The sequence below is a fragment of the Agromyces badenianii genome, assembly GCF_003070885.1.
Lineage (GTDB): Bacteria > Actinomycetota > Actinomycetes > Actinomycetales > Microbacteriaceae > Agromyces > Agromyces badenianii.
This window is the reverse complement of sequence record NZ_CP028913.1, coordinates 2,965,860-2,990,568: the sequence shown is the minus strand read 5'-3', so window position 1 is coordinate 2,990,568 and position 24,709 is coordinate 2,965,860. Positions and strand designations below refer to the sequence as shown.

At 69.0% G+C, this 24,709-nt stretch carries 21 protein-coding genes and 1 tRNA gene; 15 read left to right on the top strand and 7 right to left on the bottom strand.

Translation table 11 applies throughout. The features are described 5' to 3' along the window. The first annotated feature begins 4 nt into the window (after positions 1 to 4). The 7 genes from DCE93_RS14950 (at position 5) to DCE93_RS14035 (ending at position 8,221) form a co-directional block, all read left to right on the top strand. The gene (locus DCE93_RS14950; protein WP_108596426.1) at positions 5 to 3,451 is read left to right on the top strand and encodes an NPCBM/NEW2 domain-containing protein; all 3,447 of its coding nucleotides are present in this window, start codon (positions 5 to 7) and stop codon (positions 3,449 to 3,451) included. A gap of 82 nt (positions 3,452 to 3,533) precedes the next feature. Next, a complete protein-coding gene (locus DCE93_RS14060) occupies positions 3,534 to 4,595 on the top strand; it encodes a LacI family DNA-binding transcriptional regulator (protein WP_108596425.1) in 1,062 nt (353 codons plus the stop codon). Between the two features lie 232 nt (positions 4,596 to 4,827). After that, positions 4,828 to 5,064, top strand: coding sequence for a 50S ribosomal protein L28 (gene rpmB, locus DCE93_RS14055; RefSeq protein ID WP_108596424.1), 237 nt, complete (start codon positions 4,828 to 4,830; stop codon positions 5,062 to 5,064). Further along, positions 5,064 to 5,231, top strand: coding sequence for a 50S ribosomal protein L33 (gene rpmG, locus DCE93_RS14050; RefSeq protein WP_022892462.1), 168 nt, complete (start codon positions 5,064 to 5,066; stop codon positions 5,229 to 5,231). The genes rpmB and rpmG overlap by 1 nt, the downstream gene beginning before the upstream one ends. 3 nt (positions 5,232 to 5,234) lie before the next feature. Continuing rightward, positions 5,235 to 5,540 (top strand): 30S ribosomal protein S14, encoded by a 306-nt coding sequence (gene rpsN / locus DCE93_RS14045; protein WP_108596423.1) that lies wholly within the window; start codon positions 5,235 to 5,237, stop codon positions 5,538 to 5,540. A 271-nt stretch (positions 5,541 to 5,811) separates the two neighbouring features. Then, entirely contained in the window at positions 5,812 to 6,099 is a 288-nt protein-coding gene (locus tag DCE93_RS14040; RefSeq protein ID WP_056007305.1) for an HU family DNA-binding protein, read from the top strand. A 136-nt stretch (positions 6,100 to 6,235) separates the two neighbouring features. Next, a complete protein-coding gene (locus tag DCE93_RS14035) occupies positions 6,236 to 8,221 on the top strand; it encodes a bifunctional copper resistance protein CopD/cytochrome c oxidase assembly protein (protein WP_205647440.1) in 1,986 nt (661 codons plus the stop codon). A gap of 31 nt (positions 8,222 to 8,252) precedes the next feature. On the opposite strand, the gene DCE93_RS14030 is transcribed toward DCE93_RS14035, so the two are convergent. Then, positions 8,253 to 9,299: a hypothetical protein gene (locus DCE93_RS14030; protein WP_146185014.1), complete on the bottom strand. Its 1,047-nt coding sequence runs from the start codon at positions 9,297 to 9,299 to the stop codon at positions 8,253 to 8,255. A gap of 137 nt (positions 9,300 to 9,436) precedes the next feature. On the opposite strand from DCE93_RS14030, the gene DCE93_RS14025 reads away from it, so the two are divergent. From DCE93_RS14025 to DCE93_RS14005, 5 genes are all read left to right on the top strand, one after another. Continuing rightward, positions 9,437 to 10,744 carry an ATP-dependent DNA helicase gene (locus tag DCE93_RS14025; protein WP_108596421.1) on the top strand — a complete coding sequence of 436 codons (1,308 nt, stop codon included), beginning with the start codon at positions 9,437 to 9,439 and terminating at the stop codon, positions 10,742 to 10,744. 79 nt (positions 10,745 to 10,823) lie between these two features. After that, a complete protein-coding gene (locus tag DCE93_RS14020; protein ID WP_108596420.1) occupies positions 10,824 to 12,149 on the top strand; it encodes a serine hydrolase domain-containing protein in 1,326 nt (441 codons plus the stop codon). Positions 12,150 to 12,240: 91 nt separating this feature from the next. Next, positions 12,241 to 13,089 (top strand): class II glutamine amidotransferase, encoded by an 849-nt coding sequence (locus tag DCE93_RS14015; RefSeq protein WP_108596419.1) that lies wholly within the window; start codon positions 12,241 to 12,243, stop codon positions 13,087 to 13,089. A gap of 169 nt (positions 13,090 to 13,258) precedes the next feature. After that, positions 13,259 to 14,881 carry an MFS transporter gene (locus DCE93_RS14010; protein ID WP_108596418.1) on the top strand — a complete coding sequence of 541 codons (1,623 nt, stop codon included), beginning with the start codon at positions 13,259 to 13,261 and terminating at the stop codon, positions 14,879 to 14,881. A 35-nt stretch (positions 14,882 to 14,916) separates the two neighbouring features. Further along, positions 14,917 to 16,365: a DUF2252 domain-containing protein gene (locus DCE93_RS14005; protein WP_108596417.1), complete on the top strand. Its 1,449-nt coding sequence runs from the start codon at positions 14,917 to 14,919 to the stop codon at positions 16,363 to 16,365. 26 nt (positions 16,366 to 16,391) lie between these two features. On the opposite strand, the gene DCE93_RS14000 is transcribed toward DCE93_RS14005, so the two are convergent. After that, on the bottom strand, positions 16,392 to 17,096 hold the full coding sequence (locus DCE93_RS14000; RefSeq protein ID WP_168186236.1) for an SOS response-associated peptidase: 705 nt from the start codon (positions 17,094 to 17,096) through the stop codon (positions 16,392 to 16,394). 738 nt (positions 17,097 to 17,834) lie between these two features. Between DCE93_RS14000 and DCE93_RS13990 the strand changes: the two genes are divergently transcribed. Continuing rightward, the gene (locus DCE93_RS13990) at positions 17,835 to 18,215 is read left to right on the top strand and encodes a YybH family protein (RefSeq protein WP_108596414.1); all 381 of its coding nucleotides are present in this window, start codon (positions 17,835 to 17,837) and stop codon (positions 18,213 to 18,215) included. Positions 18,216 to 18,261: 46 nt separating this feature from the next. Here the strand turns inward: DCE93_RS13990 and DCE93_RS13985 are convergent, their stop codons facing one another. Both DCE93_RS13985 and DCE93_RS13980 read right to left on the bottom strand, forming a co-directional pair. Then, a complete protein-coding gene (locus DCE93_RS13985; RefSeq protein WP_108596413.1) occupies positions 18,262 to 18,813 on the bottom strand; it encodes an RNA polymerase sigma factor in 552 nt (183 codons plus the stop codon). A 91-nt stretch (positions 18,814 to 18,904) separates the two neighbouring features. Further along, positions 18,905 to 18,978, bottom strand: a tRNA-Gly gene (locus DCE93_RS13980). Between the two features lie 80 nt (positions 18,979 to 19,058). Here DCE93_RS13980 and dcd point away from each other — a divergent pair. Next, on the top strand, positions 19,059 to 19,664 hold the full coding sequence (gene dcd / locus DCE93_RS13975) for a dCTP deaminase (protein ID WP_108596815.1): 606 nt from the start codon (positions 19,059 to 19,061) through the stop codon (positions 19,662 to 19,664). A gap of 30 nt (positions 19,665 to 19,694) precedes the next feature. On the opposite strand, the gene DCE93_RS13970 is transcribed toward dcd, so the two are convergent. After that, positions 19,695 to 21,101 carry an MFS transporter gene (locus DCE93_RS13970; RefSeq protein WP_108596412.1) on the bottom strand — a complete coding sequence of 469 codons (1,407 nt, stop codon included), beginning with the start codon at positions 21,099 to 21,101 and terminating at the stop codon, positions 19,695 to 19,697. 101 nt (positions 21,102 to 21,202) lie between these two features. Continuing rightward, a complete protein-coding gene (locus tag DCE93_RS13965) occupies positions 21,203 to 22,108 on the bottom strand; it encodes a serine protein kinase RIO (protein ID WP_244284189.1) in 906 nt (301 codons plus the stop codon). 304 nt (positions 22,109 to 22,412) lie between these two features. On the opposite strand from DCE93_RS13965, the gene DCE93_RS13960 reads away from it, so the two are divergent. After that, positions 22,413 to 23,996, top strand: coding sequence for an MFS transporter (locus DCE93_RS13960; protein ID WP_108596411.1), 1,584 nt, complete (start codon positions 22,413 to 22,415; stop codon positions 23,994 to 23,996). A gap of 27 nt (positions 23,997 to 24,023) precedes the next feature. Here the strand turns inward: DCE93_RS13960 and DCE93_RS13955 are convergent, their stop codons facing one another. Next, positions 24,024 to 24,578, bottom strand: coding sequence for a hypothetical protein (locus DCE93_RS13955; RefSeq protein ID WP_108596410.1), 555 nt, complete (start codon positions 24,576 to 24,578; stop codon positions 24,024 to 24,026). Positions 24,579 to 24,709: the final 131 nt, after the last annotated feature.

Genomic DNA, 24,709 nt, shown 5'->3' with positions numbered 1-24,709 from the left:
AGCCATGCGCACCACACCCCACCTACGATTCAGGCGGCGACGTCCCACCGCCGGCATTGCGATCGCCCTGCTGGCGTCGCTCGCCGTCGCAACGGTCACCGCCCCCGCGGCCAACGCCGTCGAACCGAGTCCCGAGCCGACCGTGCAGCCCGCGGCGCCGACCACCGAGCCGACGACGCCGCCGGCCACCGGGACACCGGCCCCCGAGGCGCCGGCTTCCAAGTCGCCGGCTCCCGAGGCGCCGACATCCACGGGCGATGACGTCACCGAGACGCCCGAACCCGCCACGCTGCAGGCTGCCGCTGCCGGGCCGCTCGTCGTGAACGGCGGCTTCGAGTCCGGCACGGAGGGGTGGCAGTTCGGCGCAGGCACCGGCATCGCCACGAACAACCCGAAGTCGGGCACGCGCCTCGCCTTCGTGAACGCCGGCGCCGCGAACACGCTCTCGCAGCGCGTGACGGTCGCACAGACGGGCACCTACACCGGTGAGGCGTGGGTCGCCTCGCAGCGCACCGGGGGAGTGTTCGGGCTCCGCACGGTCGGCGGCGAGGTGCTCGCCTCGGTGCCGCTGCCGCAGCAGACCGCCTACCGCCTGTACACCCTCGCGCCAGTCGGCCTCGACGCCGGCGATGTGGTCGAGGTCTTCTTCACGGGCGGCACCGGGTGGACCAACCTCGACGACGTCGCGCTGCCCCTCGACACCCGCTCCCTCTTCGGCTTCGACCTCTCCGGTCAGCAGGGCCCGGCCAAGATCGACCAGACGGCGAAGACCGTCACGCTCCAGGTGCCGTTCGAGACGGATGTCTCGGCGCTCACCGGCGCGGCCGGCATCCCCCGCGGCGCCACGATCTCACCCGACCCGGCGGCGGTGCAGAACTACACGCAGCCCGTCGCGTTCACCGTCACCGAAGCATCCGGCACTGAGACGGAATGGACCGTCACCGTGACCGAGGAAGCCGAGACCGTCACCATCGCGAGCTCCTCGCAAGAGCTCGTGGACGCCGTGAACTGGGCCAAGTGGCGCGCACGTCTGCACGTGCAGACCGGCAAGAGCGGCCCTGTCAACGTCAACGGCGGCACCCCCGGGCCGAAGATCGTCGACTACCTGCCCTCGTACTGGGCCGGCTACGCGCACCGCACCGCGTTCTACTCGCGCGACTTCGTGCACCAGGCCGCCGGCGGACACCTGCTCGGCCTCGAGGCCGAGAACAAGTCGATGCTGAAGGCGTTCGCGGGCACCGCGAACCAGTCGCGCAAGTGGTACCCGCTGTGGGCCCTGAACTTCGACGGCAGCCCCTACACGATCGACTACAAGAGCGACACGAACTTCGTGCGCGAGGTGCCGGCCGTCTTCGAGCTCGTGCAGGAGGCCGACGACCAGTACCGCTGGACCGGCGACGCCGACTACCTGAACGACCCGGTGCTCTGGCAGTACTACACGAAGGCGGTCACCGACTTCGTCGCGCTGCACGACACCCAGATCCCGAACGGCGTCGCCGAGGGAACCGGACGGGGCATCTTCCAGGGCGCCGCGAGCTACAACGAGCGCAGCGACCACGCCGTCATCGAGGCCGGTGACGGTCTCGCCTCGCAGTACCGCGGCTACGTCGCGTACGCCGACCTCGCCGAGGCGAAGGGCGACACCGCGACCGCTGAGGCTTTCCGCGCGAAGGCCGAGGAGCTGCAGCAGTTCTTCACCGAAGACTGGGGCATCACGCGCGATGCGTGGGAGTTCGTCCGCGGACGCGGTCCGTCGAACGAGCCCTACGCCGGATTCGGCCGCGAGAACTCCGTCTTCTTCGCACTGAAGGAGATCCTCGACCCCGACGACAAGCGCACGTGGGACTACATTGACTACCTCGACCGCATGTACAAGGAGGACCGGCCGCCGAACATCGAGGCGACGACCTACGTGCCCGACGCGCTCTTCAACTACGGGCACGACGAGCAGGCGTGGGCGTGGATGAAGGACATCATCTCCAAGCTCCACCTGCCGCACGAGGTGCGCACGCAGGGCGTCAACGGTGACTACCCCGAGTTGAGCTACACGCTCGTGTCGCAGACCGTCGAGGGCCTCGCCGGGGTGCGTCCCAACGCGCCCGAGCACGCGGTGTCGGTGCGCTCGCACCTGCCCTCCGAGATCGGATGGCTCGACCTCGACCACATCCAGGTCGGCGACCACGACTTCGGGGTGCGTCACGACGGCACGAGCAAGACCGTGGTGAACCACAACTCCGGGTCGCAGCCGCTCACCGTGACGGTCGAGTTCCCCGGCGGATGGACGAAGCTCAAGGTCGACGGCAAGCCGATGAAGCCGACGTACACGCACGTCAACGGCCAAGCGGTCTCCGTCGTCACCGTCACCGTTCCGGTCGGCGGTTCGATCACCGTGGCGCCGAGTGGCGGCGACAACAAGCTCGACGACACGATCGTCACCCACCCCGGTGACTTCACCCTCCTGTCGCCGACGGCCGATGCCACCGGCGTCGACGCCGACGGGGCCGAGCTGACGTGGAACGCCTCGCCGAAGGCCACCTCGTACCGCGTGACGGTTGCACGCGACGCGGCCATGACCGACCTCGTCGCCGAGCTGACGACGAAGCACACGAGGGCGATCGTCGACGAACTCGAGCCCGGGCACACGTACTTCTGGGAGGTCGCCGCGATCAACGACCGCACCGGGCAGCGGCTCGTCGTCCCGGCCGGCGAATGGCGCTTCCGCACCATGCCGGCGGCCGTTCCCCCCGCGCCGAGCGCCGTGAACGCGTACCGCAACGGCGACGTCGTCGGTGTCACGTGGACCACGTCGACGCGGGCGCTGACCGCCACGCTGTACCGGGCCCCCGCCGGAACCGAGGACTTCACGGTGCTCGCGACCGACCTCACCGGCACGTCGTACCTCGACCGCGAGGCATCCGGTGGCACCTACCGCTACCGGCTGACCTCGTCGAACGAGCTCGGCGAGGGCCCAGGCACGAACGCCGAAGAGCAGCCGGCGCCCGCCGACGGACCGGTCGCCCACCTCAGCGACCGCCCGTGGGTCTCGGCGAGCTCGGGCTGGCGCACGGTGCTGAAGGACCTCGCGGTCTCGGGCAACCCGCTGCGCATCAACGGCACGACGTACGCCAAGGGGCTCGGCACGCACGCGAACTCCGAGATCGTCTACGACCTCGAACCGGCCGATGCCAAGTTCCACGCCGTCGTCGGCATCGACGACGCGCAGCGCACCTCGCCGAACGCGTCGGTGGTGTTCCAGGTGATCGCCGACGGCGAGGTCGTGTTCGACAGCGGCCTCATGCGGGCGCAGCCGTACTCGCCGCCGAAGGTGATCGATCTCGACGTGCTCGGCGTGCAACGCCTGGTGCTGAAGGTCACCGACGCCGGCAACACCAACAACAGTGATCACGCCGACTGGGCCGACGCGAAGGTCGTGCGTCTGCCCGGCAGCTGACCGGTCGCCCGGGCGGGGTGTCGATTCCCCTCGCCCGGGCCGCCGCCGGCCCCGCCGATAGGGTGGGCCGAGGAGGTACCGGATGCCACGAACAGCGGATGCCGCGGGCAGCGCGAAGCCCCGCCAGCGCGCACTCTCGGGCGGGGTCGGCCTCGCAGAGGTGGCCGCGCACGCGGGCGTCAGCGAGGCCACGGTCAGTCGGGTGATCAACCGCAAGTACGGGGTGTCGGTGTCGACCCGTGAGGCCGTCGAGCGTTCGATGCGCAGCCTCGGGTTCGCCCGCGAGGTGCGTGGCGAGCTCGTGCTGCTGCTCGTGCCCGACCTCGTGAACCCGATCTTCGCCCAGCTCTGCAACGCGATCGAGTCCGAGCTCTCGCCGCATGGGCTGCGCACGGTGCTCTGCCCGGTGCACCCCGGCACAGTGCAGGAGCGCGACTACGTCGCCTCGCTCGCCGACACCGGCATCGCCGGTGTCGTCTTCCTCTCCTCGATGAACACGCTGCGCAACACCGACCCCGGCGCTCGCGAGATGCTCGAATCCCGCGGCATCCCCTACGTCAGCGTCAACGGCGGGTTCTCGGATGCCGCGGCGCCCGCATTCTCGTCGGACGACTGGCGCGCCGCCGAGCTCGCCGTGCTGCACCTCTTCGACCTCGGGCACCGCCGCATCGGCATGTGCGCCGGCCCGGTCGGCAACACGCCGGCCGACCGGCGGGTCGAGGGCTTCGTGCAGGTGATGGACCGACTCGGGCTGCCCGACCCCGAAGACTTCGTCGTGCGCCACCACTACAACGTCGAGGGCGGTCGGTACGCGGCCGAGGAGCTGATTCCGGCGGGGGTCACCGCGATCGTCGCCGGCAGCGACGAGATGGCGCTCGGCGCCGTGCGGGCGATCCAGCGGCGCGGCCTCTCGGTGCCCGGCGACATCTCGGTCATCGGCTACGACGACTCGCCGCTGCTCGATTTCACGAATCCGCCGCTCACGACCGTGCGTCAACCCGTCGACCGGCTCGCCGAGCACACCGCCCGCGGCATCGTCGCCCTCATCGGCGATCGCGACGTGCCCACCGACGAGGAGTACCTCGAACCCGAGTTGCGGCTGCGCGCGTCGACCGGGCCCGTTCGCTCGCGCGGGCGTGCCTGAACGAGTCGCGCACCGTCGGCTGCGTCGCAGCGACGCGAGCCGCGGCATCCGCTCGGTTCGGTCGCCGGTGCCTCCGTCTGGTAAGCTAGCTCGTTGGCTGGGCACTTCCACTGCCCATGCCGCGACACTCCCCTTCGAATCCACGCGAGAAATCGCGGGCATCCGCATGGGGAACGTCAGCAGACAAGAGACCTTGGGAGGGGCATCCGCCCCTCGGTATTGGAGGAAACCAATGGCAGCAGTGTGCCAGGTGACCGGAGCCGTTCCCGGCTTCGGACACAACATCTCGCACTCGCACCGCCGGACGAAGCGCCGCTTCGACCCGAACGTGCAGCGGAAGACCTATTTCGTGCCGTCGCTGCGTCGCAGCATCACCATCAACGTGTCCGCCAAGGGCATCAAGGTGATCGACGCTCGTGGCATTGAGGCAGTGGTCAAGGACATGCAGGCACGTGGGGTGAAGCTCTAATGGCGAAGGCACAAGACATCCGGCCGATCATCAAGCTTCGGTCGACCGCCGGCACCGGGTACACCTACGTGACCCGCAAGAACCGCCGCAACAACCCCGACCGCCTCGTGCTCAAGAAGTACGACCCTGTAGTGCGCAAGCACGTCGACTTCCGAGAGGAGCGCTAAGACATGGCGAAGAAGAGCAAGATCGCACGCAACAAGCAGCGCGAAGTGATCGTCGAGCGGTACGCCGCGAAGCGTCTCGAGCTGAAGAAGGCGCTCGTCGACCCCAACGGCACCGACGAGAGCCGTGAGGCCGCTCGTCGTGGCCTGCAGAAGCTTCCCCGCAACGCGTCGCCGGTTCGCCTGCGTTCGCGCGACGCCATCGACGGCCGCCCCCGTGGCGTGCTCACCAAGTTCGGTGTCTCGCGTGTTCGCTTCCGCGACATGGCGCACCGTGGCGAGCTGCCCGGCATCACCAAGTCGAGCTGGTAAGCACCAGGCTTCACGCTTCACCGAAGGGGGCGTCCCGGATCTCCGGGGCGCCCCCTTTCGGCGTCCCCGCCGAGCGGACGCGGGCCGAAATCGGTCGCGGCAGGGGCGACACGCCGGGGCGAAGGTGTCCGAAAGTCCCGGAAATCCGCGAGATTCCGCGGAACTCTGCTACATTCAAGGCGGCCTGATCGGCCACGGGGGCGGTTGAACGATCGTTCCCGAGAACTCACAACTGCTGTACCGAACAGCGAAGGTCCGAGGAGGACATTCAATGGCTGACAAGTCGCTCAACAAGACCGAGCTCGTCGCGAAGGTCGCAGCGTCGACCGGACAGAGCCAGGCTACCGTCGACGCCGTGCTCGGCGGCCTCTTCGAGGCGCTCGCCGAGTCCGTGGGCTCGGGCACCAAGGTCTCCATCCCGGGTTGGCTCGCCGTCGAGCGCACGCACCGTGCTGCGCGCACCGGCCGCAACCCCCAGACCGGCGCCGAGATCCAGATCCCGGCCGGCTACTCGGTCAAGGTCTCGGCCGGCTCGAAGCTCAAGGCTGCTGCGAAGTAACCACGACTTCCCGAAGGGGCGTGCGGCGTGAGCCGCGCGCCCCTTCGTCGTCGGTGCAGGCGGCGACTGGGCGAGTGGATGCCGCGGGCGGGTCGCTCTGGGCCGGCGTTCGGGTGACGGCGTCTAGGCTGGTTCGGTGCCCCGCTCCGTGCGAGTGCTCGGCCCAGCCGCACTCATCGCCGTCGCCCTCGCCGCGACATTCGCCGGCCTCGCCTTCGGCGGGGGAGCGGCCGAGCAGCTGATCCAGGATCCCGGCCCGATCGCCCGCTACGGCGTGCCGCTCGCCAAGCTCTTCGTCAACCTCGGCGCGGCCGGCATGATCGGCGCACTCGTGCTCGCCGTCTGGGCGCTCAGCCCGAAGCGACGCGAGTTCGATCTGGCGCTCGATGTGGCCGCGGCATCCGCTGCCATCATGACCGTCGCGAGCGCCGCGACCGGGCTCTTCACCTTCCTGCTCGTCACGGCCGTGCCGTTCGACCTGAGCGACGCGTTCGGGCAGAAGCTCGGGCAGTTCGTCACGACGATCGAGCTCGGTCAGGCGTGGCTCACCACGACGCTCGTGGCCGCCGCTGTCACGGTGCTGTGCTTCGCCGTGCGCAACCAGACGGCGCTCGTCTTCGTGACCGTGCTCGCCGCCGCCTCGCTCGTGCCGCTCGCACAGCAGGGCCACGCGGCCGGGGCGGCCGGGCATGCCGCCGCGATCACCGCGCTCGGCCTCCACATCGTCTTCGTGTGCGTGTGGCTCGGCGGACTCGTCACGATCGTGCTGCTGAAGCGCGAGCTCGGCGCGAAGCGACTGCCCGTCGTGCTCGCCCGATACTCGACGGTCGCGCTCGTCTGCTTCATCGTCGTGGCGCTCTCGGGCTACGCGAGCGCGGCGCTGCGCATCGGCGACTGGGATCAACTCGGCACGCCGTACGGGTTGCTGGTCGTCGTCAAGGTCGCGGCGCTCATCGCGCTCGGGCTGTTCGGTGCGGCCCAGCGCCGGTTCCTGATCGGGCGGATGTCGCGTGGTGCGGGCGAACCGGGCTCCGGCGCGGGCGCGTTCTGGTGGCTCGTCGTCGCCGAGCTCGCGTTCATGGGCCTCGCGTCGGGTGTCGCCGCCGCGCTCGCGCGCACGGCGACTCCGGTCTCCGAGGAGCAGGCCGGTTCGCTCGCGCGCACGCCCGCGGAGATCCTCACGGGCGAACCGCTGCCGCCGTGGCCCGAGTGGACGCGCTTCTTCACCGAGTGGAACCCCGACCTCATCTGGCTCCTCGCCTGCGGCTTCGGCATCTTCTTCTACGTGGCCGGCGTGCGTCGTCTGCGCAAACGCGGCGACCACTGGCCGATCTATCGCACGGTGCTCTGGGTCGCCGGCCTGCTGCTGCTCGCCTACGTCACCAACGGCGGGGTGAACGTCTACGAGCAGTACCTGTTCTCAGCGCACATGCTCGCGCACATGGTGCTCACGATGGCGGTGCCGGTGCTGCTCGTGCCGGGTGCGCCGGTGACGCTCGCGGCCCGCGCCATCCGTGCCCGCAAAGACGGCAGTCGCGGCGGCCGCGAGTGGATCCTGCTCGCCGTGCACTCGAAGTTCGCGTCGATCATCGCCAACCCGATCGTGGCCGCCGTGCTCTTCGCCGGCTCTCTCTGGGTCTTCTACTACTCACCGCTCTTCCGCTGGACGATGCTCGACCACATCGGGCACGAGTGGATGATCGTGCACTTCCTCATCACCGGGTACCTGTTCGTGCAGTCGCTCATCGGCATCGACCCGGTGCCCTACCGGCTGCCGTACGCGTTCCGGCTGCTGCTCCTGCTCGGCACGATGGCGTTCCACGCGTTCTTCGGCCTCGCGATCATGTCGAGCACGGGCCTGCTGCTCGCCGACTGGTACGGAGCGATGGGCTGGGGCACCGATGCGCTCGTCGACCAGCAGCTCGGCGGCGGCATCGCGTGGTCCATCGGCGAGATCCCGACGGTCGCGCTCGCGATCACCGTCGCCGTGCAGTGGGCGCGAAGCGACGAGAAGGAGTCGAAGCGCCGCGACCGGCACGCCGACCGCACGGGGGATGCCGAACTCGACGCGTACAACGCGCAGCTCGCCGCGATCGCCGAGCGCGACGGACGCCGGCAGTAACCCGCCGCTGCCCGACCCGTCGCGCCGCCGCCTACTTCAGCTGGATCGAGATGCTGTCGTCGGGCTTGATCGTCGCCGAGAGCGCCAACGTGAACGGACGGTCTTCTTCGAGCGTGAAGCGGTCCCCGTCGAAGAGCGACTGCACCTCGACCGAGATGTGGGCGACGCCCTCGGTCGGGGGCATGTCGAAGGAGGACTCGCCGGGGGTGAGCGTCACTTGCGGCTCGGTCACGATGCTCCACTGCGGCGGGCCGACCACCCGGTCGTCGATCTCGATGCCGAAGGGGCACTCCGCGGGCTGCAGCACCGTCTGGGTGGCGCACTCCGCGAGGAACTCGTCGACGTTCACCTGCACGCGTTCGACGAACGCCGCGGTCGGCTGGGCGTCGACGGTCACCGCGGCGCGCGCCGCGGCATCCGCCTGGAGGGTCACCGGCACCGCTTCGAGCAGCCCCGAGCTGTACGAGAACTCGTAGACCGCCGGGGCGATGGCCAGGTACGGCGTGACCTGGGTGAACGCGGCGAGCTCGTCACCCGACTTCGTGGCGCGAGCGTCGAGCGTGAGCGCGCCCACCGTGAACAACGGATTGTGCGCAGCGGTCACGTCGACCACCGCGAGCGGGCTGACGGCGAACTCCCACCGGTTCAACACGCCGTAGAGCGGTTCGATGGGGCGCACGTCGAAGGAGGATTGCACGATCGCGGCGTCGAGCCGGTAACTGGCCGTGACGGTGTGCGTGCCGTCGTCGTGCGCGATGTCGCTCATGATGCGCACGTCTTCGGGGCCGGAGTCGACGACGCCCGTGCGGAGCATGGCCGTCGACACATCGGCCGGGAGCCCCAGCGCTTCGAGTTCGGTCGCGTCGAGTGCGACGCCGGGGGTCGTCGACGCGGTCGCGATGTCGTCTGCAGCGATGGCCGAGAGATAGCGTTCGATGAAGCTCGACGCGCCGTAGACCGTCTGGTTCAGTGCGCCGAGGGCGGCGAAGAACGCGCCGACCACGAGCACCGCGAGTCCGGCCCAACCGGCGACCGACAACGGCGAAACTCGACTGTCGCGCACCCCGGAACTCCCCATCCGCCCAAGTGTACGGGGCGACGGCAACGGGAACTGAGGATATCCCCAGCGCCCGCACGGGTCTTCGGCGAGGCGGTTACAGTTGGAGCGCCGCCGGCGCCCGCCACGCGGCATCCTCGCCGAATCGAAAGCGCACCGTGCAGAACGTGACCCTCAGCCGTGAACAGGCCGCGGTGTTCCAAGCGATCGAGGGCACTCGCGAGCACGTCTTCGTCACCGGCCGCGCCGGTACCGGCAAGTCGACCCTGCTGAACCACCTCAACTGGAACACGCAGAAGCAGATCGTCATCTGCGCTCCCACGGGCGTCGCAGCGCTGAACGTCGGCGGCCAGACCATCCACTCGTTGTTCCGTCTGCCGATCGGGGTCATCGCCGACCATGAGATCGAGCAGAACGACACGGTGCGCAAGATCCTGAACGCGATGGACACACTCGTCATCGACGAGGTGTCGATGGTCAACGCCGACCTCCTGGATGCGATGGACCGCTCGCTGCGGCAGGCCAGGCAGCGGCCGCTCGAGCCGTTCGGCGGTGCGCAGGTCGTGCTCTTCGGCGACCCGTACCAGCTCGCGCCGGTGCCGGGCGACGGCGACGAACGCGCGTATTTCGCCGACACCTACGAGTCGATGTGGTTCTTCGATGCGAGGGTGTGGCGCGAGGCCGAGCTGCGCATCTTCGAGCTCGGCGAGATCCACCGCCAGCACGACGACGAGTTCAAGCTCATGCTGAACGCCGTTCGTCACGGCCGGGTCACGGCCGAGATCGCCGGGGTGCTCAACAGCGTCGGTGCTCGGCGGCCGCTGCCCGAGCAGGGCGCCATCACCCTCGCGACCCGCAACGACACGGTCAACCGCATCAACCGCACGCAGCTCCACCGGCTGCCCGGGCATTCGCAGGGCAACGAGGCCGAGGTGGCCGGCGACTTCGGCGGCCGGGCGTATCCGGCCGACGAGAACCTCGAGCTGAAGATCGGCGCACAGGTGATGTTCCTGCGGAACGACACGGCGATCGGCCCCGACGGCCAGCGCTGGGTGAACGGCACGATCGGCACGGTCACCTCGCTCGATCGGGCGGTTCGCGTCGACGTCGACGGCGAGGAGCATGAGGTCGAGCAGGTCACCTGGGAGAAGTACAAGTACACGTGGGATCCGGTGCGCAAGAAGCTCGAGAAGCAGATCGTCGCCGAGTTCACGCAATTCCCGCTGAAACTGGCTTGGGCGGTGACGATCCACAAGTCGCAGGGTGCGAGTTACGACACCGCGATCGTCGATCTCGGGCAGCGCGTCTTCAGCCCCGGGCAGACCTACGTTGCGCTCAGCCGGCTCACTTCGCTCGACGGCCTCTACCTCGCGCGCCCGTTGCGGCCGAGCGACATCATCGTCGACCGCAACGTCGAACGCTTCATGATGGGCGCGAACCGCGAGGTCACGTCACCCCAGGGTTGACGACAGTCGAACGGTCGTAGCGGGATTCGCCGCGCGGTCGGGTTACAATTTCAGCGGACACAAGGCTGAGGGGAGCTTGGTGGCTAGCAAGACGAGCGTCAATTTACGGCACGGGTTTCTCGCTGTCGTCCTCGTCGGCGCGCTCGGGCTCTCGGGGTGCACCGGCGGAACAGTCGACCCGCTGGCAGATCTCGACCCGGTCGACGCAGCCTTCGGCGAGGATCTCGCCGGCCAGTTGCAGGGGGTGCTCGACGAGGCCGTGGCGCTGAGCGGATCGAGCGGCGGAGTCGCGGGAGCCTGGTCGCCATGGTCGGGGGAGTGGACCGGTGCATCGGGCACCGTCGACTTCGATGAGCAGGCCGTGCCGGTCGGCGTCGACACCGGGTTCCGGATGGGGCCGCTCACCACCGAGGTGACCTGCACGGTTCTCTTGCGCCTCGTCGACGAGGGGCAGCTGAAGCTCGACGACGAGGTCGCCGCCACGGTCGACTGGATGCCCGGCCTCGACGGCATCACCTTCGACCAGCTCTGCCGGCACACGTCGGGGATCGCGGATTACTACCCCGGACTGCGCAGCCACTTCGTCGCCAACCCTGAGCGCATCTGGCCCGCCAACGAGCTGATCTCGAGCGGCATGGCGCTGCCGCGCACGGGCGCCCCCGGCGAGCACTGGTCGCACTCCCGGACCGGCGTGCTGCTGCTCGCGATGGCCCTCGAGCGACGCACGGGCACGTCGTGGAACGAGCTCGCCGAGCGGTACGTCTTCGAGCCGCTCGGGCTCGAAGACACGTCACTGCCGGCGCCGAGCGACACCGAACTCGACGGTGTGCTGGGTGGGTACTCCGCCGCGATCGCGCCCGACGGCGCGATCGATTGCGCCGTGCGTCGCGACGACACCTCGCAGTCGAGTTCCATGGGCGGGGCCGCGGCCGGGGCGGTGTCGAGCCTCGAAGACGTTCGCCGCCTGAATGCGGCCTTCGCGAGCGGCGCACTGCTCGACGAGGGCACCGCGCGGAAGCAGTGGACCTCGATCCCGTTCGGCGGCGACGCGCCCGCGTGGCAGAGCCATGGTCTCGGCGGAGCCGAGTACGGACCGATGCGCGGGTTGGCCGGCGAGTCGACCGGAGCGCTGACGGCGGCGTTCACCGATCCGAAGAGCGGCCTCACCGTCGTCGTGGCCCTGAACAACTCGACCTCGGGCGCCGACTTCGCGCGGGAGACCGCATTCGCGCTCGCATCGCTCGCCTCGAAGGCGAGCCCCGCGGCCGACCACGATCAGCCACTGGTCGAACTGCCGTGGTCGTTCGAGCAGGCAACGACGAAGATGCGCGAGCTGGCGAAGTGCCCGCTGCCGGATCCCGCGGCGCAACCGGCCACCCAGGCGGAGCCGGCGCCCGCCGGCTGACCTCCATTCGGGGCAATGAGGTGAGGAATGCTCGCACGGGCACTAGGCTGACCGCATCCTCACGCCGATGCCGACCAAGGAGATGAGGCGTATGTGCCGCTGGCTCGCATACTCGGGAGAACCGCTGCAACCTTCTCTCGTGATCCTCGACGCGCAGCATTCGCTCGTCGCGCAGTCGCTCGATTCGCCGCTCGGCGCCGAGACGGTGAACGGCGACGGCTTCGGTTTCGGCTGGTATCCCGTCGGCTCGACGGCGGGAAGCCACCCGTCGACCTTCCACAGCGTCGAACCGGCATGGAACGACGAGAACCTGCGCGAGATCACCGACGCGATCGAGAGCCCGCTCTTCCTCAGCCATGTGCGCGCGGCCGCCGGGCCGCCGATCCAGCGCACCAACTGCCATCCGTTCCGCCATCACAACTGGCTCTTCATGCACAACGGGGTGATCCACGGCTTCCACGCGATGAAGCGCGATCTCACCTTCGCAGTCGACCCCTCGCTCTACCCCGACATCCAGGGCACGACCGACTCGGAGGTGCTGTTCCACCTCGCCCTCACCTTCGGCCTCCTCGACGATCCGATCGCGGGCATGACGAGGGCGGTGCAGTTCGTGGAGCAGACCGGCCGCGAGCACGGCATCGGCTACCCGATGCAGGGCACGATCGCGCTCGCCGACGGCGCCACGATCTGGGCGTTCCGCTACTCGTCGGAGGGTCGGTCGCGCACCCTCTTCCACTCCGTCGACATCCCGACGCTGCAGGAGATGTATCCGGATGTCCCGCGCTTGAAACTCTTCGGCGAGAACGCGCGCGTCGTGGTCTCCGAACCGCTCAACGACCTGCCCGGTGCGTTCGTCGAGGTGCCGGAGTCGGTCGTCGCGATCCTCGGGCCGGAGGGATACCACTACGAGCCGTTCATGGCGGGTGCCGGGGTGCGCTGAACCCACGCGGCCGGTTCGCCGCAGCGGGTGACTCGTGCACTGCGCGTTCGGCGTGCGAACGAAAACCGCCCGCCACGCGGCATCCACTGCCATACTGACCCCACAGGTCGCCCAGGTCAGCCGGCCCGCCCGACCGCTCATTCCACGTCGTCGTCGGAAGCGGGGTCACATGAACAAGTGGTCGGTCGTCGCGATCCTCGGGTCCGCCCAGTTCGTCATGGTGCTCGACGGCACCGTCATGAACGTGTCGATCTCGACCGTCGTCGTCGATCTCGATACGACGGTCACCGCCATGCAGACGGCGATCACCTTCTACACGCTCACCATGGCGGCGCTCATGCTGCTCGGTGCGAAGCTCGGTGATGTGTGGGGCCGGCGACGAGCGTTCGTCATCGGATCGTGCATCTACGCCGTCGGCTCGCTCATCACCGCGCTGAGCCCGAATGTGCAGTTCCTCTTCCTCGGTTGGTCGATCATCGAAGGCCTCGGCGCGGTGCTCGTGATTCCGGCGGTCGCCGCGCTCATCGCCGACAACTACGAAGGCGCCGACCGCATCACGGCCTATGCGATCATCGGGGCCGTCTCCGGCGCGGCCGTCGCGGCCGGGCCGCTCATCGGCGGATTCCTGACCACCTACGCGAGCTGGCGCTACGTGTTCATCGGCGAGGTCGTCATCATGATCGGCGTCGTGCTCTTCACTCGGGTGATCGCCGACCGCACCACGCGGCAGGCGGTGCGCATCGACCTCTGGAGCGTGCTGCTCTCTGCCGTCGGGCTCGTCTTCGTGGTGCTCGGCATGCTGCAGAGCAAGACCTGGGGCTGGATCACGCCGCTGCAGTCGCCGGTCATCGCCGGCGTCGAGATCGCGCCGCTCGGCATCTCGCTGAGCGCCTGGCTGATCGTCGCGGGCGGCGGCCTGCTCGCGTTGTTCGTGCGCCGGCAGCGCCGGCTCTCGGCCGCCGGGCGGCAGCCGCTCGTCGATGTCGCGCTCTTCGGGATCACGCGACTCCGCAGTGGCCTCGCAGTGCTCGGCGCGCAGTACACGATCACGGCTGGCCTCTTCTTCATGGTGCCGGTGTACCTGCAGATGACGCTCGGATTCGACGCGCTCGAGACGGGTCTCAAGATCTTCCCGCTGTCGATCTCGCTCATCCTCTTCTCGATCGTCGGCACACGGCTCGCGCAGCTCTGGTCGCCGCGACGCATCGTGCGCGTCGGTCAGATCGCGCTCGTGCTGAGCTCGATCCTGCTGCTCGCGTCGGTCGATCTGGAGCTGCAGAGCTTCGCGTTCGGCTTCGGCATGTTCGTCGCAGGCGCCGCGCTCGGATTGCTCGCCTCGCAGCTCGGCAATGTCAACATGTCGAGTGTCTCCGAGTCGCAGACGAGCGAGGTCGGGGGGCTGCAGGGCGTCTTCCAGAACCTCGGATCGTCGCTCGGCACCGCGCTCATCGGCTCGGTGCTGATCGGCGCCCTCGCGACCTCGTTCGCTTCGGGGGTGGCCGCGAGCGAACTGCCCGCCGAAGCGCAATCGATCGTGCAGGAGCGCACGGATGCCGGCGTCGCGATCGTGCCCGCCGCCGATGTGCCGGGAATCGCGGAGGACGCCGGGCTCAGCGAGGCAGAGGGCGAAGAACTCTCCCGCGTCTACACCGAGTCGCAGGTCTCGTCACTGCGCACGGCGTTCTTCGCGCTCATCGCGATCGCGCTGGCGTCACTGCTGTTCTCACGCGGCATCCCCGCAGAGGTGCTCGGCCGGCGCCTGGAGGCAGAGGATGCACCGGCGGCGAAGTGAAACCGGCCGGTGACGACGAGGAACGGGGAAGCACCATGAACACGCACCACGAGGCATCCGATGCCGTCGAGCCGCTGCCCGACCCCACCGACTTCGCGGCCCGGGAGGAGTGGGGACGCGCGGCGCGGCGGCGTTCGCCGCGAACCGACCACGCCGACTGGAGCCCGGCCGCCGACCGGCCCGACCCCGTGGCGCTGCTCGAGGAACAGGCGACGAGCCGGGTCGCCGAGCTCATCCCGATCCGTCATGCCCGCATGATGGTCTCGCCGTTCACCTTCTACCGCGGCGCCGCCCTCATCATGGCCGCCGACCTCGCGGGCACGGCCGACTCCGGCATCACGGTGCAGCTCTGCGGCGACGCCCACCTCTCGAACTTCGGCGTCTTCGGCACGCCCGAGCGCAAGCTCGTCTTCGACATCAACGACTTCGACGAGACGCTGCCAGGCCCGTGGGAGTGGGACGTCAAGCGGCTCGCCGCGAGCTTCGAGGTGGCGGGCCGGCACCTCGGCTTCAGCGGCGCCGAATGCCGCGAGGTCACCGTCGAGGCGGTGCGAGGCTATCGAGAGCGGATGCGTCGGGCCGCCGCCTCCCGCGTGCTCGACGCCTGGTACGACCGACTCGACGCCGAGCAGATCACGGACTGGGTGCGGGCGGAGCAGCGGGCGGACAACCTGCAGAAGGAGCAGGTGAAGCGCACCGAGGCCATCCTTGCGAAGGCCCGCACACGCGACAGCATGCGCGCGTTCTCGAAACTCGTCGACGTCGTCGACGGCGAGTTGCGCATCACGGCCGACCCGCCGTTGATCGTGCCCGTCGAGGACCTCTGGCCCGACGGCCGCGCGCCCGAGCAGGACGAGCTGTGGATGCGGGATCTGCTGAAGGAGTTCCAGACGACGCTCTCACTGTCCCGGCATCCGTTTCAGGAGTACACCTACGTGCACATGGCCCGGAAGGTCGTCGGGGTCGGCAGTGTCGGCACCCGGGTCTGGATCGTGCTGCTGCGCGGCCGCGACAACGGCGACCCACTGCTGCTCCAGGCGAAGGAGGCGCAGGCGTCGGTGCTCGAGCGCTTCCTCGCGCCGAGCCGGTACGCCGAGCACGGCGAGCGTGTCGTGCGAGGTCAGCGCCTCATGCAGGCCGCCAGCGACCTCTTCCTCGGTTGGCAGCGGGTGGGCCTCCCCGACGGGGGCGAGCGCGACTTCTACGTGCGGCAGTTGCATGACTGGAAAGGGGCCTTCGAGGTCGAGGGCGCCGTGCCATCCGGAGCGAAGCTGTACGCGCGGATGTGCGGCGAGACGCTCGCTCGCGCCCATGCCCGCTCGGGCGATCGTGTGGCGATCGCCGCGTACCTCGGCGGCAGCGACCGGTTCGATGAGGCGATCGCCGACTTCGCGGTCTCGTATGCCGACCAGAACGACCGCGACTACGAGACCTTCGTCGCGGCCGTCGCCTCCGGCCGGCTCGAAGCGGCCGCGTCGGCCTGACCAGCCTGTCGGCCTTCCGGCCCGCGTCAGTCGATCGGCTCGATGAGGGTAGGGTCGGCGGGATCGACCGCGCGAGAGTTGTTGACCCGCCGGTCGACCTCGTAGTGCGAGATCGTCGAGGCGACGCGCTCGGACTCGCTCGTGAGCAGTGCGACCATCTCGGCTCTGCCGTCGTCGTAGAGCTTGACCGGAGCCAGGTACTCGTTCCACACGTCGCGCTCGAGGAAGACCGGCATGCGGTCGTGCACCTCGCCTGAGGCATCCCTCGCCTCTCGAGTGATGATCGAGGTCGAGACCTCCCACTCGTCGCCGACCTTGCGGGTCGTGTAGATGCCCGCGGCAGCGAGCAGGGGCCGTTCACCGTGCAGGAAGAACGCCTGCTTGTGCCCGGGCTCACCCGTCCACTCGTAGTAGCCGCGCATCGGCACGAGGCAGCGGGACGACGCGAACGCGCCCTTCCACAGTCCGTTGGTGGCAACCGTCTCGATGCGCGTGTTGAACTGCGGGCGCTTCGAATCCTTCATGAACGAGGGGTGGAAGTTCCACACCGCGGCGTCGATCGACCGGGTGATCTCGCCCGTCTGCTTCTGCTGTCGCTCTCGCACGATCGGCACGAGCTCGGTCGGGGCGATGGAGTACTGCGGCCTCCAGTCGCGGTAGTCGTTGCCCTCGGCGACGAACTCCTGGATGAGCTCGTCGATCTTGGCATCGTTCGCGAATCGCCCGCACATGCACCCAGTCTGCACCCGCCCACCGACAGGCGGTACGGTGCGGCGATGGCACGGTACTCGTCGCTGTCGGCCAGACTCGCCCCCTCCCGAGCATGGGCTGCCATACGGGAGAGGACGAGTCTGGATGGACTCTGCCTGCCGGGCCATCGATCGAGGGCCATGGTGTCGAGCATCGGTCAGTCGGGATTGCAGCGTGCCACCACGACGATTGTCGCGGTGGGGCGCGGGTCTCGAAACTCCCCACTTCAGGGCACGGGGAGAGGGGCCGCCGGGCCGATGAAGGGGATCACCGGCCCGGCCATCGACAACCGACGCGGGTAGGTCGCGGTCTCATCGATGGCGCACGCAGTGCGTGCGCGTCGTTTCAAGGGCGAAGAGCGGTTGGCCCCCTCCTTCTCTCCGTCCGGCTATCACGAACGGTACTGAGGAGGCTGCGAACCCGAATCGCAGCCGCCGCCGCTGTGACAGTGCGACGAGGATACCATCCGCCGCTGTCGCCGAAGTGCACCGCCGCGCATGTGTGACGTATGTTTCGAGCTGCCGGATCGGCCGGGTCGGCCGGTTCGGCCGGGTCGGCCGGTTCGGCCGGTTCGGCCGAGTAGGCATGCTGCGAACGCAACTCGATCGCAGGTTGAACCCGACGCGAAGCGGATGTCACATCTCGCGTCGCGCGGCGTCTTTCTCAATGGAGGTCGGCAACAGGCCGGCCTCCGTCCACTGTGAAAGGACCGAACACCCATGGCCACCCCTGTTGCCGCGCTCGACCAGCTCAATCTCGCGTTCGCCGATCGATTCAACGCTCGCGACCTCGAAAGTCTGCTTGCACTGAACACCGACGATGTCGTCTTCGTCCCCGCTCCAGGCCAGCCGGTGCAGGGCGAGGCGTCCGTCCGCGGCGCGCTCGAGCAGTTCCTCGGCCTCAACCTGCCGATCACCATGACGGTCCGTCACGTCTTCCAGAGCGGCGACACCGGTCTGGTCGTCGCCGACTGGACGATCAGCGGCATCGGCCCCGATGGCTCGGAGGTCGCGCTCGCCGGCACCACCGCCGACGTCGCCGCCTACGACGAGCAGCACGGATGGCGCTATGTGATCGACAACCCGTTCGGCACTGCCTGAGGCATCCGGATGGTCGGCCGCCGCGTCCTGATGCGGCGGCCGGCCTTCAGGTCATCCGCGGTGACGCGGACATCCCGGCGTCTCGGCATGCGGCGAGCGCCTTCCGTGCCCTGGCGATCCGCTGCCTGGCTGCAGCAGGGGTGATCCCGAGCCGCTCGGCGATCTCCGCTGCGGAGAGCTCGTCGGCGACGCTCATGAGCAGCGGCTCGCGCAGGGCTTCGGGGAGGGCGTGGATCGCCTGCAGGGCTCCGTCGAGGATCACGCGCATCTCGACGTCTCCGGACACGCTCGACTCATCGGCCACATCATGATCGAGGGGCACGGCACGGCGACGTGACTGCTGTCGGGCGAGATCGGTCGCCGCGTTCCGGGCGATCGTGTCCAGCCAGGAACACATCTGCCCGCGTTCTGGTGCGTTGAGGTGCTCGATCGACCTCCACGCCCGAAGCAGAACGGTCTGCGCGACGTCGTCCGCGTCATCGGGGGCGACGCCCAGCGAGATGCTGCGCCTGCGCAGACGTTGGGGGTCATCGGCGATCATCGTGACGAATGAGGCGCGACGACCGTCGTCGTGTGCGCCCGAGTTCTCGACGTGCATGATTCCCCCGAGCCGACAGCGCAAGCTCGTTCGAACATCGCGCAGAACTGAGTTGTGGTTGGCACGAGCCTGAGGGCTGCGGCTGCGTATATGGAGCGGATGACGGGAATCGAACCCGCGCTATCAGCTTGGGAAGCTGAAGTTCTACCATTGAACTACATCCGCACGCGGCATCCGCCGGCCGTTGGAAACGGCTGCAGAAGCAACGTCAGTCATCCTAGCAAGTGCGTTGCTACGCTGGCAGCGTGCTGCTCTCAGATCGTGACATCCGGGCCGAACTCGACGCGGGCCGCATCGGCCTCGAGCCCTACGAACCGGGCATGATCCAGCCGTCGTCGATCGACGTTCGACTCGATCGGTACTTCCGTCTCTTCGACAACCACAAGTACCCGTTCATCGACCCGGCCGAAGACCAGCCCGAGCTCACGCGCCTCATCGAGGTGCGGCCCGACGAGGCGTTCATCCTGCACCCCGGCGAGTTCGTGCTCGCGTCGACCTACGAGGCGGTGACGCTGCCCGACGACGTCGCCGCGCGACTTGAGGGCAAGAGCTCGCTCGGCCGGCTCGGCCTGCTCACGCACTCGACGGCCGGCTTCATCGACCCGGGCTTCACCGGGCACGTCACGCTCGAACTCTCGAACGTCGCGACCCTGCCGATCAAGCTCTGGCCGGGCATGAAGATCGGCCAGATGTGCTTCTTCCGGCTGTCGTCGCCGAGCGAGCGGCCCTACGGCTCGGCCGAGTACAGCTCGCGCTACCAGGGGCAGCGCGGTCCGACGGCGTCGCGCTCATTCCACAACTTCCATCGCACGGATGTCGGTGTGACCGACGCCGGCTCGCAGGGCAACTGACGCCGTACGGCCCAGTGGGCATCCCGCGAATCAGCGGGTGGGCGCGCTCGCCTTCACGGGGATGAGGAGCGCGAGACCGAGCGCGATCACGAGCACGATGCCGAGGATGCCGAAGTACGGTGCGCCGCCTATCGTCACGAAGAGCGCGAACGCGGTCGGTGCCAGGAAGCTCACCGCGCGACCGGTCGTCGCGTAGAGGCCGAACACCTCGCCCTCGCGGCCCGCCGGAATGAGGCGCGCGAGGAAGGTGCGGCTCGCCGACTGCGCCGGGCCGACGAAGAGGCAGAGCGCCAGGCCCGCGGTCCAGAACACGATCTGGCCGCCGTCGTGCATGAAGAAGACGATGAGCCCGCTCACGACGAGGCCGATGAGCGCCGCAACGATCACGGGCTTCGCCCCGAGCCGGTCGTCGAGCGCGCCGACGGCCATCGTCGAGATGCCGGCGACGACGTTGGCGGCGATCGCGAAGATGATGACCTCGCCGGCCGAGAACCCGAAGACGGATGCCGCGAGGACTCCGCCGAACGTGAAGACGCCGGCGAGCCCGTCGCGGAAGACGGCGCTCGCGAGCAGGAACCAGACCGTGTTGCGCTGCTCGTTCCAGAGGCGCTTGATGTCTCGGCCGAGGCGGGCGTACGACGCGAAGAAGCCGATCTTCTCGCGGTCGACCGCGGCGGGGTTGCGGTACTCGGGCACCGCGAAGAGCACTGGCAGGGCGAAGAGGCCGAACCACAGCGCGGAGACGAGCATCGTCACCCGCACGTCGAGGCCGTTCTCGCCGGTCACGCCGAAGAGGCCGACCTCGGGCTGGATGAAGCCGAAGTACACGATGAGCAGCAGCACGATGCCGCCGACGTAGCCCATGCCCCAGCCGAAGCCCGAGACCTTGCCGATCGAGCGCGGCGTCGAGACCTGCACGAGCATCGCGTTGTAGTTGACCCCGGCGAACTCGAAGAACACGTTGCCGGCGGCCACCAGGAAGAGGCCGAGCAGCAGGTACTCGGGCGCGGGCAGCACGAAGAACATCGCCACCGTCATCGCGACGACGATGTAGGTGTTCACCGCGAGCCAGAGCTTGCGCCGGCCGCTCGTGTCGGAACGCTGGCCCGTGATCGGCGCGAGCAGTGCGATGAGCAGGCCGGCGATCGCGAGGGCCCAGCCGAGCTGCGCTTCGACGGTTCCCTTCGGGCCGAACGACTCGCTCGTGAGGTACACCGTGAACACGAACGTCGTGACGACCGCGTTGAACGCGGCCGAGCCCCAGTCCCAGAGCCCCCACGCGAGGATGCGCCCCTTGCGTGCGCCGGCCTCGGTGACCGCCGTGACCTGTGCTGTCCCCACGCCGATCGTCGCGGCCGCCCCGTCGGGCGGGGTGAGGTGCGACGGCGGGAAGTTGCGGGGCGTCTCGTTGGAGCCAGGCGCGTCGGGGTCGGTCATGGCTGCAGTCTCGTTCTCTCAGATGAACAGCGGGTGGTGGGCACTGTATCGCCGACGTGCACCGTGCCGCTCGAGGCACGCGCACGCGCCCGTGTACGCGCTCAGAAGCCGACCTCGCCCACGAGCTCGCCGAAGAGCTGCTCGGCGTCGCACTCGAGGCGCTGCCGTGTGAACCAGTCGCAGACGTTCACGCAGTCTCGGTGCAGCAGGTCGAAGCCCTGCGGGTTCGAGACCACGTCGACGACCTGCGGCAGGTCGATCGCCACCATGCGGCCGTCATGCACGAGCAGGTTGTACGGCGAGAGGTCGCCGTGCGCGAGACCCGATCGTGCGAGCGTGCGCATGAACTCGACGATCTGGTGGAACAGCTCGCGCAGCTCGTCGGGCTTCGCGCGCACCTGCGCGAGCCGGGGTGCGGCGACGCGGCCGTCGCCGATGAACTCCATGAGCACCTCGGTGCCGTTCACCTGCACGGGATACGGCACCGACGCCCCGAGTTCGGTGAGTCGCGTCAGCGCCTCGAACTCGGCGTAGGCCCATTGCACCCGGGCGACCTCCCGGCCGAACGTCGTGCCCTTCGCGAGTGCACGGGCGTCGCGGCTCCGACGGGTGCCGCGCCCCTCGGTGTACACCGAGGAGCGGTGGAAGTCGCTGTGGTCGCTGCCGCGGTACCGCTTCGCCGCGAGCAGCACGCTTCGGCCGAGCGTGCCGGGTTCGGCGCCCGGCACGGCGCGTTCGATGAGGTTGAGGTCGGCCTCCTTGCCGGTCTTCACGACGCCGAGTTCGGTGTCGATCGCCGCGGCATCCGTGACGAGCCAATCGGGCCGCGGCTGCGGGCCGCGTTCGGAGGGGGTGGTCGCCGGCCAGGTCGACCAGCGTTGGTCCTCGCCGGGTTCCGCGGTCTGGAAGGCGAGGTCGCCCGCGTCGAAGCGCGGGGTCGTGAAGGCGTGGGATGCCGCGTGCGCACGCACGACGGCGGAATCGTCGAGTGACGAGGTGATGTGCAAGGTGGATCTCCGAGGATCGCGGAGGCCACCGGGCCCTTAGCGGGAGGAGGCCTCGCAGGTGATGGGAACGTGGAGGTTCACGACGACGACAGCCATGATCGACTCCTCTCCTCACCGGATGCACCGGACCTGATGCCGCGCGAATGACGCAGCTTCGGCAGCTTAGGGCGTTTGGGCGATCGCGTCCAGGGTCCGCCTCGGCCGAGCCACCGGATGCGAGACAGATTCCTCCCGTTCGCAGAATTGGGGTCAGGTTCGCGATCCGTCCTCTTCCGGAGGAGCCGGGGATGTGGTTGGGTGAGCCATGGATCCGCGTGGAGCAGCCGGGGGGCGATTCAACGCCCGACTGGCCTTCCTGCTCGCGATGGCGATGTTCGTGCTCGTGGTCGACACCTCGCTCATGAACGTGTCGATCTCGGCGGTCGTGCGCGATCTCGACACCACCGTGAGCGGCGTGCAGGGGGCGATCGCCCTCGAGGCGCTCGTCTCGGCGGCGTTCATCCTCATCGGCGGCAAGACCGGCGACCTCATCGGGCGCAAGCTCGCCTACATCCTCGGCCTGCTCGGCTACGCAGTCGGCGCGATCGCGATGGTGTTCGCGCAGAACCTCACCGCGATCATCATCTTCTGGGCGTTCATCGGGGGGATCGGGGCGTCGCTGCTGCTGCCCGCGATGCAGTCGCTCATCCACGGCAACTTCGAGGGCGACCACCAGAAGCGGGTCTACGCCCTCGTCGGGGCATCCGCTGCCATCGCCGCCGCGGTCGGGCCGCTCCTCGGCGGGTTCATCACGACCTTCCTCTCCTGGCGGGTCGGCTTCGCGCTCGAGGCCGTGATCATCGCGGTCGTGCTCGCCGGCATCGGCCTCGTGAAAGACGTGCCGTACCACGGCGATCGCTCGATCGACCTGGTCGGCGCACTGCTGTCGATCGTCGGCATGGGCGGAGTCGTGACCGGCATCCTCGTGTGGCAGGAGGGCGGCGGCTACGTCGGTCTCATCATCGGCATCGGCGTGCTCGGCCTCGGCCTCCTCGTGTTCTGGCTGCGCAGCCGCAAGCGTCGCGGCAAGCCCACCCTGCTCGACCCCGCGCTCTTCGAGTCGAAGATGTTCCGCGCGGGCGCGAGCGGGCAGCTGCTGCAGCAGATCGCCCTCGGCGGCACGATGATCGTGCTGCCGATCTACCTGCAGATGGTCTTCGAGTACAACGCCCTGCAGGCGGGCCTCTCGATCGCGCCGCTGTCTCTCAGCATGTTCGCCGTGGCGCTGCTCGCCGGTCGCGGCCTCAAGCGGCGACCGTCGAGCATCATCATGTGGGGGTTCGTGCTCCTCGTGGCCGGCCTCGCCATCCTCGTGCCGATCGTGCCCATCGCCGACTCGGGGTGGTACCTCACGGTGCCGCTCATCATCTCGGGCTGCGGCCTCGGCCTGCTCGTCTCGCAACTGAACAACTACACCCTCTCGCCGATCACCGACGAGCGGGTCAGCGAGGCCGCCGGAGTGAACTCGGCCGCGGGATCGTTCGGCCTCTCCTTCGGCCTCGCCTTCGCGGGCGCGATCATGCTCGCGACCCTCGCCTTCACGTTCACCGCGAGTGCCGACGGGAGCTCGGTGCTGAGCTCCGAGCAGCAGCAGCAGGTCTCGACCGTGCTCGAGGAGGACGCCGAGATCATGACGAACACCGGGCTCGAGGAGCTCCTCGTCGATCAGACGCCCGAGGTGCAGGAGGAGATCCTCCGCATCAACACCGATTCGCGCTTCATCGCACTGCAGGTCGCCCTGCTGGTGCCGATCCTCGCGGGGCTCCTCGGCATCGCGAATGCGCTGCGGATGCGCCGGCTGCCGGATCCGAAGCCGTCGGCGTCGGCCGAGGGGACGATGCTCGGCTGAGTCGCGACGTGCGGCCCACGGCACCCGCTACGCCGTCGGGGCGAGCATCGTCGCGAACGCGGGGGCGCTGACGAACGTCAGCGTTCCATCGGCGAGCACGGCGACGGGGCTGATGCCGCTGCCCGGTTCCACCGGTCCGGTGTACGCGCCAGGGGTCGGTTGGTCGGTGAGGACGTATCCCGTCTCGCCGAGCGCCCCCGACCAGGCGGCTTCGTCGGCGGGGGTGATGCCGATCTCCACCACCGTCAGCACGAGGTCGGTGTTCGGCTTTCCCCAGGCGCAGGCGAGGCCGCCCGCCTCCACCATGCGGGCGGCGAGGGCGTCGAAGACCTGGGGCGAGGGGAGTGGTTGGAGGCCGTCGTCGGCGAGCTTCGCGTAGCCCTCCGTTGCGAGCACGGTGTCGCACGTCGCAGCGGGTGCCGCGCCCGGCGTCGCCGATGGTGCCGGTTCCGTCGTCGAGGCAGGGGTTGACGACGGCGTCGGCTCCGTGGTGCCGTCGACGACGGCGGGCGTGCATCCGTTGAGGAGAACGATGGCGAGGGCGGCCAGCAGGGCGCCGCCGAAAGCAGGGCGTCGGGTCATGATCGAGAGCCTATGGTCGCCCCGTGTCGACCGTCTATCAGGGCAGTCCCCGATGTGCAGCACCCGCCGGTTCGTCGACCGTGCCGCCTCACGAGGAGGGAAGTGCAGGCAAAGCCTGGATCCACCGATGG

Excerpts from the sequence above, each read along its gene's own strand:
- DCE93_RS14950 (WP_108596426.1), top strand. The coding sequence starts at position 5 with ATGCGCACCACACCCCACCTACGATTCAGGCGGCGACGTCCCACCGCC.
- DCE93_RS14060 (WP_108596425.1), top strand. The coding sequence starts at position 3,534 with ATGCCACGAACAGCGGATGCCGCGGGCAGCGCGAAGCCCCGCCAGCGC.
- rpmB (WP_108596424.1), top strand. The coding sequence starts at position 4,828 with ATGGCAGCAGTGTGCCAGGTGACCGGAGCCGTTCCCGGCTTCGGACAC.
- rpmG (WP_022892462.1), top strand. The coding sequence starts at position 5,064 with ATGGCGAAGGCACAAGACATCCGGCCGATCATCAAGCTTCGGTCGACC.
- rpsN (WP_108596423.1), top strand. The coding sequence starts at position 5,235 with ATGGCGAAGAAGAGCAAGATCGCACGCAACAAGCAGCGCGAAGTGATC.
- DCE93_RS14040 (WP_056007305.1), top strand. The coding sequence starts at position 5,812 with ATGGCTGACAAGTCGCTCAACAAGACCGAGCTCGTCGCGAAGGTCGCA.
- DCE93_RS14030 (WP_146185014.1), bottom strand. The coding sequence starts at position 9,299 with ATGGGGAGTTCCGGGGTGCGCGACAGTCGAGTTTCGCCGTTGTCGGTC.
- DCE93_RS14015 (WP_108596419.1), top strand. The coding sequence starts at position 12,241 with ATGTGCCGCTGGCTCGCATACTCGGGAGAACCGCTGCAACCTTCTCTC.
- DCE93_RS14010 (WP_108596418.1), top strand. The coding sequence starts at position 13,259 with ATGAACAAGTGGTCGGTCGTCGCGATCCTCGGGTCCGCCCAGTTCGTC.
- DCE93_RS14005 (WP_108596417.1), top strand. The coding sequence starts at position 14,917 with ATGAACACGCACCACGAGGCATCCGATGCCGTCGAGCCGCTGCCCGAC.
- DCE93_RS14000 (WP_168186236.1), bottom strand. The coding sequence starts at position 17,096 with ATGTGCGGGCGATTCGCGAACGATGCCAAGATCGACGAGCTCATCCAG.
- DCE93_RS13990 (WP_108596414.1), top strand. The coding sequence starts at position 17,835 with ATGGCCACCCCTGTTGCCGCGCTCGACCAGCTCAATCTCGCGTTCGCC.
- DCE93_RS13985 (WP_108596413.1), bottom strand. The coding sequence starts at position 18,813 with ATGCACGTCGAGAACTCGGGCGCACACGACGACGGTCGTCGCGCCTCA.
- DCE93_RS13970 (WP_108596412.1), bottom strand. The coding sequence starts at position 21,101 with ATGACCGACCCCGACGCGCCTGGCTCCAACGAGACGCCCCGCAACTTC.
- DCE93_RS13960 (WP_108596411.1), top strand. The coding sequence starts at position 22,413 with ATGGATCCGCGTGGAGCAGCCGGGGGGCGATTCAACGCCCGACTGGCC.
- DCE93_RS13955 (WP_108596410.1), bottom strand. The coding sequence starts at position 24,578 with ATGACCCGACGCCCTGCTTTCGGCGGCGCCCTGCTGGCCGCCCTCGCC.